Origin of the sequence: Pseudomonas sp. BF-B-26 (genome assembly GCF_019956495.1) — a bacterium.
Taxonomy (GTDB): domain Bacteria; phylum Pseudomonadota; class Gammaproteobacteria; order Pseudomonadales; family Pseudomonadaceae; genus Aquipseudomonas.
The window spans coordinates 21,771-39,128 of record NZ_JAHBDP010000091.1 but is presented as its reverse complement, the minus strand read 5'-3'; the positions used below and the strand labels follow the sequence as shown (position 1 = coordinate 39,128).

The window sequence follows — 17,358 nt, the reverse complement described above, 5'->3', positions numbered from 1 at the left end:
CATGAATGCCGCAAAACGTCTGGAAATTTTTCGCCGATTTCACGAAGACAACCCGGAACCGAAGACCGAACTGGCCTACTCCTCGCCGTTCGAATTGCTGATCTCCGTGATTCTCTCGGCGCAGTCGACCGATGTCGGCGTCAACAAGGCCACCGCGAAACTCTATCCGGTGGCCAATACACCCGCGGCGATTTATGCCTTGGGTGTCGAGGGACTGTCGGAATACATCAAGACCATCGGCCTGTTCAACAGCAAAGCGAAAAACGTGATCGAGACCTGTCGCTTACTGATGGAACGTCATGGAGGCGAAGTCCCGCAAACCCGTGAAGAGCTGGAAGCGTTACCCGGCGTCGGCCGCAAGACTGCCAACGTGGTACTCAATACCGCATTCCGTCAGCTGACCATGGCCGTGGACACGCATATTTTCCGGGTCAGCAACCGTACCGGCATTGCTCCCGGCAAAAATGTGGTCGAGGTTGAGCAAAAACTGATTAAGTTCGTGCCGAAGGAATATCTGCTGGATGCCCATCACTGGCTGATCCTCCACGGACGCTACGTTTGCCTGGCCCGCAAGCCTCGTTGCGGCAGCTGTCGGATCGAAGACTTGTGCGAATACAAGCAAAAAACGTCGGACGATTGAGGCGCTATTAGGTTTTTCAATTTATCGATTGAAAAAATCTTTTTTACCCGCCGGGAGATTATCGATATAAGGAGCGCCAAAGGCAGCCTTAGCCTGGAGTAACACTATGAGCACTGGCAAAGAGCAATTGGACGTAGAAGACGACTTCACCCCTGTTGAGGCTGATGATGCTGAACCAGTGGTTGAAGTGGCGAAGACCAACCTGAGCAAACGCCGTACCATCGACAATCTGCTGGAGGAGCGCCGACTGCAAAAGCAATTGGCCGATTACGATTTTGACCTATGACACCTAAAAGCCTCCCGAAACGGAGGCTTTTTACTAAGTGCCGCTTGATGCCCCCCCGCTCATCGCGCCTCGTCAAACGCCCAGGCAGTCACACCAGACCATTGCGTTGAGCCAATTCGATCAGGTCGACCAGGGAGCGGGCATTGAGCTTCAACAACAGACGCGTCTTGTAAGTACTGACAGTCTTATTGCTGAGGAACATTCCATCGGCAATCTCCTTGTTGGTCTTGCCTCGGGCCAATTGCTGCAAGACCATCATTTCCCGTCCCGACAGCCGATCCACCATATCGGCTTCACTGGCGTTCCCCAAACTGGAACGTACGGTATGCAAGGCTTGATTCGGAAAGTAACTGTAGCCCGACAATACTGCCTTTATTGCACTGAGCAACTCGGTGAGATCCTGTTGCTTACAAACATACCCAGCAGCACCCGATTGCATGCAACGCATAGAGAAATGCCCGGGTGCCTGAGAAGTTAGTATCAGTACTTTCATAGGCATTGCTGTCGATGTCAGACGCGCAATGACTTCCAGCCCATCAAGTTTTGGTATTCCAATATCCAGGATAACAATATCCGGCATATGCTCACGGGCAAGTTGCAACGCATCCACGCCATTATCTGTCTCTGCAACAACCTCGTAGCCGTGACGTTCCATTAGCATACGTACCGCAAGACGAATGACGGGGTGATCATCCACGATCAGCACTTTATTCATGGGCAAGTCCAATTTTCGCTGTTCGAATTTTTAGAGCCCGCACGATAGCCTAGTCGTTTCACCCATGGCATGCCGCCCCCCTCGGCCACCCACACCGAGAGACATTCCCTACAGACATTAGAGAATTGTCTTACAAAACTCCCAAAAATACCGAGGGGATAAAAATTTTATCGACCTGAAAACATTTCGATTATCCGCGGTTTTTTGTTTCTGTTTACAACCAGAAAACCAAATAGCAGGGATCGTCGCAAGACGATCCAACGAATACTGACTATTGAGCTACCCTTAAAAGTAACTGATATTTACCACTTGAAACCCCCACACCACAAACACCGGACATCAAGATTGTAATAAAAAATCACACCAAGCAACACTTCATCAACAAACTCACCCCATCACCACTTAAAACTCATCAACAGAGGTACCCGCCACACACTCAATACCGCTACTATAAAACCCTCGAAATTCAAAACTTAAAAAGGAGTACCACACCAATATAAACACCGACCACTTAGTTATTAAGATCAAAACCAAAAACACTAATCATTCGAGAAAAGACAATACTTTATGAGCAAAAAACATGAACAAACAAAAGAAAAAAATCATCAACCCCATGACCGTCATTGCGATATTTGCCGCTATTTCTGAAACTTCGGCCGCCGTCTCACTGCCCTTTCTCGACAACAAGGAGCGGGAACTCTATGTCTGGTTCCTGATTAGTTTCCCTTTTTATTTGCTTTTTCTTTTCTTCGCCACACTCAACTTCAACTACCGGTCGCTGTATGCGCCATCCGATTACGGCAAGGGAAAGCATTTTATAAAAGTGATGGACAACGCAGAACGCGGTCAGCGGCCCGACAACCTGAAGGACCCTCCCGCCCGGATCAGTATTCAGACGGGCCTCTCGGCTCTACAGCACGTTTGCATGGCCGAGCAGCTAAAAAACCTGCACATCGTCGATGCGCGGTGGCTACACAAGAAAATGGAGTTCGGCGCCTGGATTGAAAAAAACCGGCACCCACAGGGAAGCCCTGCACAAGTGATCGTATTTCTCACCTGTACCGATTCGGAGGCACTACTGAAGGAAAGCGCAAGCAAGCAATCAAAACAGGCAAAGAATCGCAACGGCCCAACGCTTTGCATTGCTTACAATTTGAATTCACACGGCCTGACGATTCTTGATCACTCTTTTTACCTGACATGCAGCAGGTAACGCTTGAAGAGCATTCAGAGAGAGGAAACAGAAGGAAGGTATTACCGATACAAAAAGAGCGTTGATAACACGATGTCCGGCAGGAAAACTCCCCCCTATTCAGAAATTGTGGCCTTGTCACCGACAAGGCCACAACTCTACGGTTTCAAAGATCTCAGAAAAGCTTCCGGCCTTTGTTCGCCGCAATACGCATGCGCAACGCGTTGAGCTTGATGAAGCCCGCCGCGTCGGCCTGGTTGTAGGCGCCGCCATCTTCTTCGAAGGTCGCGATATTGGCATCGAACAACGATTCGTCGGACTTGCGACCGGTGACGATCACGTTGCCCTTGTACAGCTTCAGGCGCACAACGCCGTTCACGTGGGCCTGGGACGCGTCGATCATCTGTTGCAGCATCAGACGCTCAGGGCTCCACCAGTAACCGGTGTAGATCAGGCTGGCGTATTTAGGCATCAGCTCGTCTTTGAGGTGAGCCACTTCGCGGTCCAGGGTGATCGATTCGATCGCACGGTGGGCGCGCAGCATGATGGTGCCGCCTGGGGTTTCGTAGCAGCCACGGGACTTCATGCCCACGTAACGGTTCTCAACGATGTCGAGACGGCCGATACCGTGTTCGCCACCGATACGATTCAGAGTCGCCAGCACGGTAGCCGGGGTCATTTCGACGCCGTCCAGTGCAACGATATCGCCGTTGCGGTAGGTCAGTTCCAGGTATTGTGCTTTATCTGGAGCCTTCTCCGGGGAGACGGTCCATTTCCACATGTCTTCTTCGTGCTCGGTCCAGGTGTCTTCCAGCACGCCGCCTTCATAGGAGATGTGCAGCAGGTTGGCATCCATCGAGTACGGGGATTTTTTCTTGCCGTGACGCTCGATCGGGATGTTGTGCTTTTCAGCATAATCCATCAGCTTTTCACGGGAGAGCAGGTCCCATTCGCGCCACGGAGCGATCACTTTCACTCCTGGCTTCAAGGCGTAGGCGCCCAGTTCGAAACGAACCTGGTCGTTGCCCTTGCCGGTGGCGCCGTGGGAAATGGCGTCAGCGCCGGTTTCGTTGGCGATTTCGATCAGGCGCTTGGCGATCAACGGACGAGCGATGGAAGTACCCAGCAGGTACTCGCCTTCGTAAACGGTGTTGGCGCGGAACATTGGGAAAACGAAATCGCGCACGAATTCTTCGCGCAAGTCGTCGATGTAGATCTCTTTCACGCCCATGGCCTGTGCCTTGGCGCGTGCAGGTTCGACTTCTTCGCCCTGACCCAGGTCAGCGGTGAAGGTCACGACTTCACAGTTATAAGTATCCTGCAGCCACTTGAGGATCACCGAAGTGTCCAGGCCGCCGGAATACGCCAGAACGACCTTGTTTACGTCCGCCATGCCATCACTCCACGGGGTTCTACGGAAAGCCGTCAAGTCTACCGGTCATGCAGGATAATTTACAGAGGCGCGACAGCTTATGACGACGAAGCGACAGATTATGTCGAGTGAGCGACGATAACAGCGGGTTCAGGAGGTCGACGCGGCGCTCGCCGAAGCAGTGGCCTGAGGGGCCGGCTTTTCGGTGGGCGCAACGCGCGCGAGGTGCACATTGACCCGACGGTTCTTCGCCCGGTTGGCGGAATTGGTATTGGGCACTAATGGATAACGCTCGCCGTGAAAGCGCACGGTGATCTGCGATTCCTGAATGCCGTTGGCCTTGAAGAACTCCATGACGGCCAGGGCCCGACGCCGCGACAGGTCACGGTTGGTCAGGCGGTTGCCGCTGTTATCGGAGTGACCATCGAGTTCGATGTGGTTGACCGTCGGATCAGCCTTCATGAACTCCAGCATTACTTGTAATTGCGCCTTGGCCTGCGTGTCGAGTTCGATGCCTTCGCCGGGGAAGCCGATCTGCGATTGCTTGACCTGCTCGAAATTCTTCGGCAGCAGCTTCGCCACGCAGCCCTGATAGTCGTTAAATGCCTTGCTGAACTTGACTGGCAACAGACGCACTTCCGACACCCGGCCATCGCCCGAATCATGTCGAACGACCGGACTGCGGCCATCCATCAGGCCACTGATCAAGCGGCCCGCCTGAACTTGCGAACTGTTGAACAACACATTGCCGCTGCCGATTCGCACAGAACCGAGGTTGATGTCGCCACGCCCCGGCTGCCAGGGTGCAGCCGCCGCCAGCAAGGTGGCCGAACCGCCGCCGATCATCGAGTTATAGGCCTTCAGACGGAACGTCGCTTGCTCGCCAGCGCGACGCACGAATTCACCCGAACCAAAATCGGTGATCGGCTGAGCCAGGCGGCACTCGAACTTGTCTCCTTCGACCGTCCACTCGATGCTCTCCAGACGGGTCTGGAAAGTGAGCGCCATCGCAGGAAGGCTGGCAAACACGCTGAGCAAGGCTAAATAACGCTGGCGCACGGGAGGCTCCACTGGCTTCTACAACAAAAAGACCGACACACAGATGTTTACGGCATACCTGTTGGATATCGGAAGCTTCCTGCAAAACTTGATAGCGAGTGCCTGGAAGAGTCTTTTCCGGTAGCATTCCCTTCAGTTTGACCCGCCTGGAATCCCCTCATGTCCGACCGCCTGACCCTGCTGCGTCCCGACGACTGGCATATTCATCTTCGCGATGGTGCTGTGTTGCCCAATACAGTCGCGGATGTCGCGCGCACCTTTGGTCGCGCCATCATCATGCCCAACCTGGTACCTCCGGTGCGTAACACCGCTGAAGCCGACGGCTATCGCCAGCGGATTCTCGCTGCACGCCCGGCTGGCAGCCGCTTTGAACCGTTGATGGTGCTGTACCTGACCGACCGCACCCAGCCCGAAGAAATTCGCGAGGCCAAGGCCAGCGGCTTCATTCACGCCGCCAAGCTGTACCCGGCCGGCGCGACCACCAACTCGGACTCTGGCGTCACCAGCATCGACAAGATTTTCCCTGCACTTGAGGCCATGGCCGAAGTCGGGATGCCCTTGTTGGTTCACGGTGAAGTCACCCGTGGCGATGTCGACGTGTTCGATCGCGAAAAAATCTTTATCGATGAGCACATGCGTCGTGTGGTCGAGCGCTTCCCGAGCCTCAAAGTGGTGTTCGAACACATCACTACCGCCGACGCCGTGCAGTTCGTCAACGAGGCTTCGGCCAATGTTGGCGCGACCATCACCGCGCATCACCTGCTCTACAACCGCAACCACATGCTGGTGGGCGGGATTCGGCCGCACTTCTATTGCCTGCCGATCCTCAAGCGCAACACCCATCAGGAAGCCCTGCTCGACGCCGCCACCAGCGGCAGCGACAAGTTCTTCCTCGGCACCGACTCGGCGCCCCATGCCCTGCACGCCAAAGAAGCCGCTTGCGGCTGTGCCGGTTGCTACACCGCTTATGCAGCGATCGAGATGTATGCCGAAGCCTTCGAACAGCGCAACGCGCTGGACAAGCTCGAAGCCTTCGCCAGCCTGAACGGCCCGCGTTTCTACGGCCTGCCGGTGAACACCGACCGCATCACCCTGGTCCGCGAAGAGTGGACCGCCCCAACCAGCCTGCCATTTGGCGAGCTGACCGTAATCCCGCTGCGCGCCGGTGAAAAACTGCGCTGGCGCCTGCTGGAGGAACACGCGTGAGTGAAGACCATTTCGACGACGAACAGGACGGTCAAGGCGGCGGAGGTGGTTCGCGCCACCCGATGGCTGAGCGCTTCCGTGGATACCTGCCAGTCGTTGTCGACGTTGAAACCGGTGGTTTCAACTCTGCCACTGACGCCTTGCTGGAAATTGCCGCAACCACTATCGCCATGGATGAAAAAGGGTTTGTGTATCCCGATCACACCTATTTCTTCCGCGTCGAGCCTTTTGAAGGCGCGAACATTGAAGCGGCCGCGCTGGAATTCACCGGGATCAAACTCGATCACCCGCTGCGTATGGCGGTGAGCGAAGAAACGGCCCTGACCGATATCTTCCGCGGCATCCGCAAGGCCCTGAAAGCCAACGGCTGCAAACGGGCGATTCTGGTCGGGCACAACAGCAGCTTCGATCTGGGTTTCCTCAACGCCGCTGTCGCGCGTCTGGACATGAAACGCAACCCGTTTCATCCGTTCTCCAGCTTCGATACCGCGACCCTGGCCGGTCTGGCTTACGGTCAAACTGTACTGGCCAAGGCTTGCCAGGCAGCAGACATCGACTTTGACGGTCGCGAGGCTCACTCGGCGCGCTACGACACCGAGAAGACGGCCGAGCTGTTCTGCGGCATCGTCAATCGCTGGAAACAAATGGGCGGCTGGGAAGACTTCAACGACTGATCCCGGTCGCTGGACTTACCCCGCCCATAAAAAAACCGGCCTCAACGGCCGGTTTTTTTATGCCTCAAACGTGCCTTACAGCGCAGCAGCGTGCTCGGTCAGGTAAGCCGCAACACCTTCGGTGGAAGCGGTCATGCCTTTGTCGCCTTTTTTCCAGTTGGCAGGGCAGACTTCACCGTGCTCTTCGTGGAATTGCAGCGCGTCGACCAGACGAACCAGCTCTTCGATGTTACGGCCCAGCGGCAGGTCGTTGATGATCTGCGAGCGGACAACGCCTTTGTCGTCGATCAGGAACGCACCACGGAAAGCTACGCCGTCAGCGGACTGAACGTCGTAAGCCTTCATGATTTCCTGCTTGATATCGGCAGCCATGGTGTAACGGACCTGGCCGATACCACCATTGTTGACCGGGGTGTTGCGCCAGGCGTTGTGGGTGAAGTGCGAGTCGATCGAAACGGCGACCACTTCAACGTTGCGTGCCTTGAAGTCAGACATGCGGTTGTCCAGAGCGATCAGCTCGGACGGGCAAACGAAGGTGAAGTCCAGTGGGTAGAAGAACACCAGGCCGTATTTGCCTTTGATGGCCGACGACAGGGTGAAGCTGTCTACGATTTCGCCATTGCCGAGTACAGCCGGTACGGTGAAGTCAGGGGCTTGTTTGCCTACGAGTACGCTCATTGGATATCTCCTGGTGTAAAAACGTGAAGTTCCGGGTTTGCGCCAGCCTGCCACCTTCAGGCGACAGCCCTGTGACACGAACCCGCTTCATAAGGACCGGCCATCATACACTGCGTTTTTACCCTGTCCTTAACGGTTTTTTTGACAAGGGAAATGCAGTCGACGGGTTGTCCTCGTGATCGAAGCTGAGAGGAAACCGTTCGTCAGCCCTGATCAAAGCTTTCAGAAACCACTTTGACAATCATTCTCGTTAACATTAAGATCCATCGCAATTGAGTCACAACCAGCGACGGTTTTCACTTATGTATGTTTGCCTCTGCACTGGCGTCACCGACGGTCAAATCCGCGAAGCGATCTATGAAGGTTGCTGCAGCTATAAGGAAGTCCGTCAGGCCACCGGCGTAGCTAGCCAATGCGGTAAATGTGCCTGCCTTGCCAAGGAAGTGGTCCGCGAAACCCTGACCAAACTGCAATCGGCCCAGGCCGCGATTCCCTACCCTGTAGAATTTACTGCCGCGTAATTAACGTATTTCAAAGAACCGGACTTGATGTCCGGTTTTTTTATGTCTGAAAATCAATCGCTTACGCGCTAGACGCGGAACACAAACATTCTTATTCAGATTAATTTTCACTTAAGTTTCAATAACTTAGGTTTGACACTCTTAATTACGCGGCTCAAACTCGCCCTTATTGACAGCTACTTAGGGCAGGACCCCATCATGAAAGGCGACGTTACAGTCATCCAGCATCTCAACAAAATCCTTGCCAATGAACTGGTCGCGATCAATCAATACTTCCTGCATGCACGCATGTACGAAGATTGGGGCCTGAACAAGCTCGGCAAGCACGAATACCACGAATCCATCGACGAGATGAAGCACGCGGACAAGCTGATCAAGCGCATCCTGTTCCTTGAAGGCCTGCCGAACGTCCAGGACCTGGGCAAGCTGCAGATCGGCGAACACACCCAGGAAATGCTTGAGTGCGACCTGCGTATCGAACGCACCGGTCACGCGGATCTCAAAGTGGCTATCGCTCATTGCGAGACCGTTGGTGACTTCGGCAGCCGTGAACTGCTCGAAGATATTCTTGAATCCGAAGAAGAACATATCGACTGGCTGGAAACCCAACTGGGTCTGATCGATAAAGTCGGTCTTGAGAACTATCTGCAATCGCAGATGGGCGAAGAGTAAGTTAGCGCCCGCTAAACTCGAGACAATAAAAAGCCCCGCTCTCTTTTAAGAGGCGGGGCTTTTTAATGCCTGCTCTTTTAGGAGCATGGCTTGCCAGCGATGAACGATGACGCGGTGTTCTTGCTAAACCGCGGCGCCTGCATCGCGAGCAAGCTTTGCTCCTACAAAGAGCGGGTCAGGCTTCGGTCTTGTTGGCAGCAGCAGCTTCGACAGCAGCCTTGATGGTGGTCTGCAGCGAACCGTCTGCAGCCATCTCGGTCATGATGTCGCTACCGCCGACCAGCTCACCGCCCACCCACAGTTGCGGGAAGGTTGGCCAGTTGGCGTATTTTGGCAGGTTGGCGCGGATTTCCGGGTTCTGCAGGATGTCCACGTACGCAAACTTTTCACCACATGCCATCACGGCCTGCGCGGCTTTCGCGGAGAAGCCGCACTGCGGGGCATTCGGCGAACCTTTCATGTAAAGCAGAATGGTGTTGTTAGCAATCTGCTCTTTAATCGTTTCGATGATATCCATGGAGCACCTCGGCTGAACTTTCCGACTCAGGGGTCGGCACGGTGGCGCATTGTAACGGAAACCCGAGCGCCATGCTCGGTCTCCCCGACAGACTCAGTCAAGCCGCCGCCACGGTCACTGGCACGCCATTCAACGCCGCATTGCCCGACAACTCATCGAGCAGACATTCGTCGGTCAGGTCATTGGCGCTGGAGCCCGGCTGACCACTGGCAATGGTCATCTGCACGCCTGGCCGCGCATGGCCCCAACCGTGCGGAAGGCTGACCACGCCTTTCATCATATCCAGACTGCCGAGCACTTCAACTTCAATCACACCGACCCGCGAACTGACCCGCACGCGCTGCCCGTCGTTGAGCCCACGGCTGGCCAGGTCATCCGGGTGCATCAGCAATTGATGGCGCGGCTTGCCCTTCACCAGGCGGTGATAGTTATGCATCCACGAGTTGTTACTGCGCACATGACGGCGGCCAATCATCAGCAATTCATCGGCCGGGGGTGCTTGCAGGGCTGCAAAACGCGCCAGGTCAGCAAGGATCGCTGGCGGCGCAGCCTGGACGCGCTGGTTTTCGGTTTTCAGGCGAGGCGTCAGGTTGGATTTCAGCGCCCCGAGATCGACACCATGCGGGTGATCGAACAAGGTCGCCAGTGATAATTTCTGTTCTGAAGTATCGCCATACAACCCCATCCGCAAGCCACGGTCGATCATCTGCGCTGGCGGGATCGTTGGTTTCAGTTCCTTACCGGTCTTTGCCGCAAACGCCTTGGCCAGCCCTACGAAAATCTCCCAGTCATGCAACGCACCTTCAGGTTTGGCCAGGATCGCGCGATTGAACCGAGTGACGTTACGCACCGCGAACATATTGAACGTCGTGTCGTAATGATCGTTTTCCAGGGCCGATGTGGACGGCAGGATCAGGTCGGCATACCGCGTGGTTTCATTGATGTACAGGTCGATGCTGACCATGAACTCCAATCCGTCCAGCGCCTGTTCCAGTTGTCGGCCATTGGGCGTCGACAGCACCGGGTTACCCGCCACGGTAATCAGCGCGCGGACCTGCCCTTCCCCTTCGGTAAGCATCTCTTCGGCGAGCGCCGAGACCGGCAGTTCGCCACCGTATTCAGGACGCCCGGAGACCCGGCTCTGCCACAGATTGAAATGCCCACCTGAGGTCGATGCCACCAAGTCCACCGCCGGTTCGGTGCACAACGCCCCTCCCACGCGATCAAGATTACCGGTGACCAGGTTGATCAGTTGCACAACCCAATGACACAAAGTGCCAAACGCCTGGGTCGAAACGCCCATGCGGCCGTAGCAGACCGCTGTCGGCGCCGCCGCAAAGTCCCGCGCCAGTTGGCGGATCTGTTCGGCGGGCACCGCGCACAGTGGGCTCATGGCCTCGGCGGTGAAATTCGCGACCGCCTCGCGTACCTCATTCAGACCGTCCACCGGCAAATGACTGTCGCGGGTCAGGCCTTCAGCGAACAAGGTATTGAGCAGTCCGAACAACAACGCCGCATCGCCACCGGGGCGCACGAACAAATGCTGGTCGGCAATCGCCGCGGTTTCGCTACGGCGCGGATCGACCACCACCACTTTGCCGCCGCGGGCCTGAATGGCCTTCAAGCGCTTCTCCACATCCGGCACGGTCATGATGCTGCCGTTGGAGGCCAGCGGATTGCCGCCGAGGATCAGCATGAAATCGGTGTGATCGATGTCCGGGATTGGCAACAGCAAACCGTGGCCGTACATCAAATGGCTGGTCAGGTGATGGGGCAACTGGTCGACCGAGGTCGCGGAAAACCGGTTGCGGGTTTTCAACAGGCCGAGAAAGTAATTGCTGTGGGTCATCAGCCCGTAATTGTGCACGCTGGGGTTGCCTTGATAGACCGCCACCGCGTTCTGTCCGTGACGCTCCTGAATCGCCGCCAGACGTTCGGCTACAAGGTTGAAGGCGTCTTCCCACTCGATGGGCTGCCATTCACTGCCGACCCGCAGCATCGGCTGATGCAGACGATCCGGATCGTTCTGAATATCTTGCAGGGCGACAGCCTTGGGGCAGATGTGCCCCCGGCTGAAGGTATCCTGAGCGTCACCCTTGATCGACGTGATCTGCACTGCGCCTTCGACCTCGGTGGTTTCGATGGTCAGGCCGCAGATGGCTTCGCACAAGTGGCACGCACGGTGATGGAGAGTCTTGGTCATGGCCAGTCTCTGTCTTGTTCTGGGCGGGCAATATCGGCCGCGGGAACAAAACTATGGCGCCTGATCCACTGCTGCGCCAGCGACGTTCGTCTTGTGAATCGGCGGCCATCAGGCCAGCCGATGACCGCAGGGGATCAGTTGGGCGGCAGCTTCGGCGGCGCCTGCAACTGGATCTCCTGGATGGTTTCGATCTGCTCTTGAGCGAGATGAACACCGGTGAGTTCGCCGATCAGCCGCCAGTGCTCGTCTAGCCCGGTGCTGATGGTTGCCATACGGTCGATCATCCGCCGGCCGGCGGCCTTGGTCACTTCGTCTTCACTGCGCATCAACTCGAAGGACATCGAGGTCATGGACGCGGTGAGGTGGGTCAGCGAGCGAGCCGTGAGGCCGAGTAATTCCATTAACTGTCGTTCTTTCGATTCCATTCCGAAGGCTTCCTGCGTCGTTCGTGCGTTAGTTATAACCCGCCACTTTGCTTTAGCAAATGTTTCAGACCAGACATATCGATCGATCCCGAGCACAAATGCTTCAAATGACAGGCCAGAAACCGACCGCGGCTATGCCGTCTGCGCCCCGTTTGATTGCAAAGCCCCGTGACCCCAGTGTACAAATGACCGGCTGCTGTCAGGAAACAGGCTTCAAAAGCGCTACTGCGGTCATCCCGTAGCCCCTCTGAAATCCCCTAAAAACCGTAGCCCTATTGGTAAGACGCGACATTTAATTATAAGATCGCGCCTTCCCCTATTTCGTCGCCCCGTGCGGCTTACGCCGCAGGTCTCGCCCGTTTTTCAGTTAAACAAGGCTTTGAGTATCTGCGGTCTGTTGCAAAAAGGTAGTCAATGATGAGCGCAAGGCACTTTCTCTCCCTGATGGATTGCACGCCCGAAGAGCTGGTCAGCGTGATCCGTCGAGGCGTTGAGCTCAAAGACCTGCGTAACCGCGGCGTACTGTTCGAGCCTCTGAAAAACCGCGTGCTCGGGATGATTTTCGAGAAGTCCTCGACCCGCACCCGTATTTCTTTCGAAGCCGGCATGATCCAGCTCGGTGGCCAGGCGATCTTCCTGTCGCCGCGCGACACCCAACTGGGCCGTGGCGAGCCGATCGGCGACTGCGCGATCGTCATGTCGAGCATGCTCGACGCCGTGATGATCCGTACCTTTGCCCACAGCACCCTGACCGAATTCGCCGCCAACTCCCGCGTGCCCGTGATCAACGGCCTGTCCGATGACCTGCACCCGTGCCAGTTGCTGGCCGACATGCAGACGTTCCTCGAACACCGCGGTTCGATCCAGGGCAAAACCGTGGCCTGGATCGGCGACGGCAACAACATGTGCAACAGCTATATAGAAGCGGCGATCCAGTTCGACTTCCAGTTGCGAGTCGCGTGCCCGGAAGGCTTTGAACCCAACCCTGAATTCGTGGCCAAGGCCGGCGATCGGGTCACCATCGTCCGCGATCCGAAGGATGCCGTGCGCGGCGCCCACCTGGTCAGCACCGACGTCTGGACCTCCATGGGCCAGGAAGAGGAAACCGCCAAGCGCCTGAAACTGTTCGCGCCGTTTCAAGTCAACCGCGCCCTGCTCGACCTGGCCGCACCGGACGTGCTGTTCATGCATTGCCTGCCGGCCCACCGTGGCGAAGAGATCAGCGTCGACCTGCTCGATGACCAGCGCTCCGTCGCGTGGGATCAAGCCGAAAACCGTCTTCACGCACAAAAGGCCCTGCTCGAGTTTCTCGTCGAACCGGCGTACCACCACGCATGAGCCATCCATTACTGTTGAACCTGCGCAATCTCGCCTGCGGCTATCAAGACCAGCGCGTCGTGCAGAACCTCAACCTGCATTTGAATGCCGGCGACATCGGTTGCCTGCTGGGCTCTTCGGGTTGCGGCAAAACCACCACGCTACGGGCAATTGCCGGTTTCGAACCGGTACACGAAGGTGAAATCCAGTTGGCGGGCGAGACAATCTCCCGCGCTGGTTTCACCCTCGCCCCGGAGAAACGCCGGATCGGCATGGTGTTCCAGGATTACGCTCTGTTTCCGCACTTGAGCGTCGCCGAGAACATCGCCTTCGGGATCCGCAAGCACCCGCAAAAGGATCGCGTTACCGAAGAGCTGCTGGAACTGGTCAACCTGAAAAACCTCGGCAAGCGCTTCCCCCATGAGCTGTCCGGTGGTCAACAGCAGCGCGTCGCACTGGCCCGCGCCCTGGCGCCGGAACCTCAACTGCTACTGCTCGACGAACCCTTTTCCAACCTTGATGGAGAGCTGCGACGCAAGCTCAGCCATGAGGTGCGCGACATCCTCAAGGCCCGTGGCACCAGCGCAATTCTGGTAACCCACGATCAGGAAGAAGCGTTCGCAGTGAGTGATCATGTGGGGGTTTTCAAGGAAGGTCGCCTGGAGCAGTGGGACACGCCTTATAACCTGTATCACGAACCGCTGACGCCGTATGTCGCCAGCTTCATCGGTCAGGGTTATTTCATTCGCGGTCAGTTGAGCAGCCCCGAGTCGGTGCAGACCGAGCTGGGTGAGTTACGCGGTAATCGTGCCTACACCTGGCCGGTTGGCGGGGCGGTGGATGTGTTGCTGCGTCCGGACGATATCGTTTATGCACCGGACAGCACGTTGAAGGCGCGGATTGTCGGCAAGTCTTTCCAGGGTGCGTCCACCTTGTATCGCTTGCAGTTGCCGACCGGCGCGCAGCTGGAATCGATTTTCCCGAGCCATGCCGATCATCAGGTGGGTTCAGAGGTCGGCATTCGTGTCGCGGCTGAACACCTGGTGCTGTTTCAGGCGTCGGGCAGTACGGCGGCGCAGATTCCGGTCGTCGAGTCCGGTGTCCGCCGTTACAGCAGCGCCCACTGACACTCCGTTTCTGTAGGAGCAAAGCTTGCTCGCGATAGCATCACCGCGGTTTAACTGATGCACCGCGTCATCGTTCATCGCGAGCGAGCTTTGCTCCTACAAAGATCAGCATCAACCCAGCATCAGCGTTCCGCTCGCAACGAGCGTCGCATTCCCGCCGATTTTTACCCGATCCCCTTCCAGCCGACAGAACAACTCCCCGCCTCGAGCCGAACGCTGACAAGCCGTCAGGCTCAACTTGCCCAAGCGTTTCGACCAGTACGGGATCAGGCTGCAATGAGTCGACCCCGTCACCGGGTCTTCGTTGATGCCGATCGCCGGCGCGAAGTAGCGGGAAACGAAATCATGCTGGCTGCCCTTGGCCGTGACGATTGCCCCCGGCCACGGCAGTTTCGCGAGTGCCGCCATGTCCGGCTGACACTCGAGCACCGCCTGCTCGGATTCCAGCACCACGAACAACTCGTTCGACCCCAGCACATCAACCGCCTCCACACCCAGCGCGCGCTCGACATCCAGGGTCACACCCACTTCCGACGCAATGAGCGCCGGGAAATCCAGCCACAAGCGCTCACCTTCACGGCTCACGCTTAGCAGGCCGGACTTGCAGATGAAGTCCAGCCGCTCGACCGGTTCCTTATAGATTTCAAACAGCACGTAAGCGCTGGCCAGGGTCGCATGACCGCACAACGGCACTTCGGTGGTCGGGGTAAACCAGCGGATGTGCCAGCCCAGCCCTTCGCGCACCACGAAAGCGGTTTCGGCGAGGTTGTGTTCGGCGGCGATCTTCTGCATCAACTCATCGGCAAGCCACGCATCCAATCGATAGACCATCGCCGGGTTGCCACTGAACGGCCGATCACTGAACGCATCGACCTGATGAAACTCAAGCTGCATAACCTTCTCCCTTTGTCAGACCGCCGAGCATGAAGCTGCCGACACCCCGGCACCAGTGACAGAGCCCATACATTGTCACCATACAGCGCCGGGCTGATAGTGCGCGTCAGGCGCGGCCGATATCGGCGAACTTCGCCTGGGTATGTTCGGCCAGCACCGCGGGTGCCAATTCGACTTCCAACCCTCGTCGCCCCGCGCTGACAAAAATGCTGGCAAAGGGCTGAGCTGAATTATCGATAAAGGTACGCAAGCGCTTTTTCTGTCCCAGCGGGCTGATCCCACCCAACAGGTATCCGGTGGATCGTTGCGCAGCGGCAGGATCGGCCATTTCGACTTTTTTCACGCCTGCGGCATGAGCCAGGCCTTTCAAGTCCAGACTTCCGACGACCGGCACGACAGCCACCAACAATTCACCTTTTTCGCTGGCCGCCAGCAAGGTCTTGAACACCTGCGCCGGATCCAGCCCCAGCTTCTCCGCGGCCTCCAGCCCGTAGGACGCTGCCTTCGGATCATGTTCATAACTGTGCACGCGATGTTCGGCACGAACTTTTTTCAACAAATCCAATGCGGGGGTCATGACAGCTCCAGACTGGGCGGCAGTAGAAAAATACTGCGCTGGATTCTAGGCCATTGCTCCATAAAAGGCTCTATTGCGGCGTTATTTCAAAGGCTTGGCGGCGCCTTATGCCGTTCGTCCACCTTCGGTCTGCCCCGTGAACGATGCGGTCATTCACGTGACTAATAGTTCGATTGTGACTGACGGTTCACTTTCGACCTTTGACATCAGCGTTTCTTGTCTATATTTTTTCGAATCTGAATACTGTACGAATGTTCCTATCGCAGCACCCAGCAGCAGGCCGAGAACAGGATGGGGATCCTGTCTCGGTGAAAATCGCGCTTTGACCATGATGCAAAAGCGCCAGACAACAACAAAAATGAGGTTTTCGATGACAACTGCTTTACAACAACCGTCGCTCTCAAGCCAATGCATGGCCGAATTCCTGGGCACTGCGCTGCTGATCTTTTTTGGTACAGGCTGTGTTGCCGCGCTCAAGGTCGCGGGTGCCAGCTTCGGCCTTTGGGAAATCAGCATCATCTGGGGGGTCGGCGTGAGCATGGCGATCTACCTGACCGCCGGCGTTTCCGGGGCTCATCTCAATCCCGCCGTCAGCATTGCCCTGAGCATTTTCGCTGACTTCGAAAAGCGCAAACTGCCTTTCTATATTCTCGCCCAGATCGCTGGGGCCTTCTGTGGAGCGTTGTTGGTTTACACGCTGTACAGCAATTTATTCTTCGATTACGAACAAACTCACCATATGGTTCGTGGTACTCAGGCCAGCCTCGAATTGGCGTCGGTGTTTTCCACCTTCCCCAATCCGGCCTTGACCACGGCGCAAGCCTTCCTGGTTGAAGTGATCATCACCGCCATCCTGATGGGCGTGATCATGTCCCTGACCGACGACAACAACGGCTTGCCAAAGGGTCCGCTCGCTCCGCTGCTGATCGGCCTGCTGATTGCCGTGATTGGCAGCTCGATGGGGCCGCTGACCGGTTTTGCGATGAACCCGGCGCGCGACTTCGGTCCTAAACTGATGACTTTCTTCGCTGGCTGGGGTGAAATTTCCTTCACCGGCGGGCGCGATATCCCGTATTTCCTGATTCCGATTTTTGCACCGATTGTCGGTGCCTGCCTCGGTGCTGCAGCGTATCGCGGGCTGATTGCCCGTCATCTGCCCAGCGCCCTACCTGCTACAAAGGAAGCAGTACCGGCCATTGACGGCAAACCAAGAACTTCTTGATACCGTTGGCGTGTGATCCTGCCCATCAGATCACGCGCCGGACCTCACTCCCCTTTTTTCG

At 56.6% G+C, this 17,358-nt stretch carries 19 protein-coding genes; 10 read left to right on the top strand and 9 right to left on the bottom strand.

Annotated features, from left to right (window positions below; all coding sequences use genetic code 11):
- Position 1 precedes the first annotated feature (1 nt).
- Both nth and KGB03_RS20535 read left to right on the top strand, forming a co-directional pair.
- Complete coding sequence (gene nth, locus KGB03_RS20540) at positions 2-640, top strand: endonuclease III (protein ID WP_111451985.1); 639 nt, start codon at positions 2-4, stop codon at positions 638-640.
- A gap of 106 nt (positions 641-746) precedes the next feature.
- Positions 747-926 carry a PA3496 family putative envelope integrity protein gene (locus KGB03_RS20535; RefSeq protein WP_007898493.1) on the top strand — a complete coding sequence of 60 codons (180 nt, stop codon included), beginning with the start codon at positions 747-749 and terminating at the stop codon, positions 924-926.
- Positions 927-1,014: 88 nt separating this feature from the next.
- Here the strand turns inward: KGB03_RS20535 and KGB03_RS20530 are convergent, their stop codons facing one another.
- Positions 1,015-1,641, bottom strand: a complete 627-nt coding sequence (locus tag KGB03_RS20530; protein ID WP_218538372.1) for a response regulator transcription factor — start codon at positions 1,639-1,641, stop codon at positions 1,015-1,017.
- A gap of 580 nt (positions 1,642-2,221) precedes the next feature.
- Between KGB03_RS20530 and KGB03_RS20525 the strand changes: the two genes are divergently transcribed.
- Positions 2,222-2,854, top strand: a complete 633-nt coding sequence (locus KGB03_RS20525) for a hypothetical protein (protein WP_192410298.1) — start codon at positions 2,222-2,224, stop codon at positions 2,852-2,854.
- A gap of 154 nt (positions 2,855-3,008) precedes the next feature.
- Here the strand turns inward: KGB03_RS20525 and KGB03_RS20520 are convergent, their stop codons facing one another.
- Together KGB03_RS20520 and KGB03_RS20515 are read right to left on the bottom strand one after the other, a co-directional pair.
- A complete protein-coding gene (locus KGB03_RS20520) occupies positions 3,009-4,226 on the bottom strand; it encodes an argininosuccinate synthase (protein WP_007898502.1) in 1,218 nt (405 codons plus the stop codon).
- 129 nt (positions 4,227-4,355) lie between these two features.
- Complete coding sequence (locus KGB03_RS20515) at positions 4,356-5,264, bottom strand: flagellar protein MotY (protein ID WP_218538371.1); 909 nt, start codon at positions 5,262-5,264, stop codon at positions 4,356-4,358.
- Positions 5,265-5,423: 159 nt separating this feature from the next.
- Here KGB03_RS20515 and pyrC point away from each other — a divergent pair, with 159 nt between their 5' ends.
- On the top strand, positions 5,424-6,470 hold the full coding sequence (gene pyrC / locus KGB03_RS20510; protein WP_223528593.1) for a dihydroorotase: 1,047 nt from the start codon (positions 5,424-5,426) through the stop codon (positions 6,468-6,470).
- On the top strand, positions 6,467-7,144 hold the full coding sequence (gene rnt / locus KGB03_RS20505; RefSeq protein WP_008155580.1) for a ribonuclease T: 678 nt from the start codon (positions 6,467-6,469) through the stop codon (positions 7,142-7,144). The genes pyrC and rnt overlap by 4 nt, the downstream gene beginning before the upstream one ends.
- A 75-nt stretch (positions 7,145-7,219) precedes the next feature.
- Here the strand turns inward: rnt and KGB03_RS20500 are convergent, their stop codons facing one another.
- A complete protein-coding gene (locus KGB03_RS20500; protein ID WP_111451990.1) occupies positions 7,220-7,822 on the bottom strand; it encodes a peroxiredoxin in 603 nt (200 codons plus the stop codon).
- Between the two features lie 302 nt (positions 7,823-8,124).
- Here KGB03_RS20500 and KGB03_RS20495 point away from each other — a divergent pair, with 302 nt between their 5' ends.
- Entirely contained in the window at positions 8,125-8,343 is a 219-nt protein-coding gene (locus KGB03_RS20495) for a bacterioferritin-associated ferredoxin (RefSeq protein WP_008155585.1), read from the top strand.
- Positions 8,344-8,541: 198 nt separating this feature from the next.
- A complete protein-coding gene (bfr, locus tag KGB03_RS20490; RefSeq protein WP_008155586.1) occupies positions 8,542-9,015 on the top strand; it encodes a bacterioferritin in 474 nt (157 codons plus the stop codon).
- 175 nt (positions 9,016-9,190) lie between these two features.
- On the opposite strand, the gene grxD is transcribed toward bfr, so the two are convergent.
- From grxD to KGB03_RS20475, 3 genes are all read right to left on the bottom strand, one after another.
- The gene (grxD, locus tag KGB03_RS20485) at positions 9,191-9,532 is read right to left on the bottom strand and encodes a Grx4 family monothiol glutaredoxin (protein WP_007943565.1); all 342 of its coding nucleotides are present in this window, start codon (positions 9,530-9,532) and stop codon (positions 9,191-9,193) included.
- Positions 9,533-9,629: 97 nt separating this feature from the next.
- The gene (locus tag KGB03_RS20480; RefSeq protein WP_223528591.1) at positions 9,630-11,735 is read right to left on the bottom strand and encodes a molybdopterin oxidoreductase family protein; all 2,106 of its coding nucleotides are present in this window, start codon (positions 11,733-11,735) and stop codon (positions 9,630-9,632) included.
- 134 nt (positions 11,736-11,869) lie between these two features.
- Positions 11,870-12,160 carry a hypothetical protein gene (locus KGB03_RS20475; protein ID WP_111451992.1) on the bottom strand — a complete coding sequence of 97 codons (291 nt, stop codon included), beginning with the start codon at positions 12,158-12,160 and terminating at the stop codon, positions 11,870-11,872.
- A 417-nt stretch (positions 12,161-12,577) separates the two neighbouring features.
- On the opposite strand from KGB03_RS20475, the gene argF reads away from it, so the two are divergent.
- The gene (gene argF / locus KGB03_RS20470; protein WP_033053690.1) at positions 12,578-13,498 is read left to right on the top strand and encodes an ornithine carbamoyltransferase; all 921 of its coding nucleotides are present in this window, start codon (positions 12,578-12,580) and stop codon (positions 13,496-13,498) included.
- Entirely contained in the window at positions 13,495-14,604 is a 1,110-nt protein-coding gene (locus KGB03_RS20465) for an ABC transporter ATP-binding protein (RefSeq protein ID WP_129438036.1), read from the top strand. Before argF ends, KGB03_RS20465 begins: the two co-directional genes overlap by 4 nt.
- 111 nt (positions 14,605-14,715) lie before the next feature.
- Here KGB03_RS20465 and KGB03_RS20460 read toward each other — a convergent pair whose 3' ends face one another.
- A complete protein-coding gene (locus tag KGB03_RS20460; RefSeq protein WP_111451995.1) occupies positions 14,716-15,498 on the bottom strand; it encodes a PhzF family phenazine biosynthesis protein in 783 nt (260 codons plus the stop codon).
- A 106-nt stretch (positions 15,499-15,604) separates the two neighbouring features.
- The gene (gene ybaK, locus KGB03_RS20455; RefSeq protein WP_007971306.1) at positions 15,605-16,075 is read right to left on the bottom strand and encodes a Cys-tRNA(Pro) deacylase; all 471 of its coding nucleotides are present in this window, start codon (positions 16,073-16,075) and stop codon (positions 15,605-15,607) included.
- A gap of 370 nt (positions 16,076-16,445) precedes the next feature.
- On the opposite strand from ybaK, the gene KGB03_RS20450 reads away from it, so the two are divergent.
- Positions 16,446-17,297 carry an MIP/aquaporin family protein gene (locus KGB03_RS20450; RefSeq protein ID WP_218538395.1) on the top strand — a complete coding sequence of 284 codons (852 nt, stop codon included), beginning with the start codon at positions 16,446-16,448 and terminating at the stop codon, positions 17,295-17,297.
- Positions 17,298-17,358: the final 61 nt, after the last annotated feature.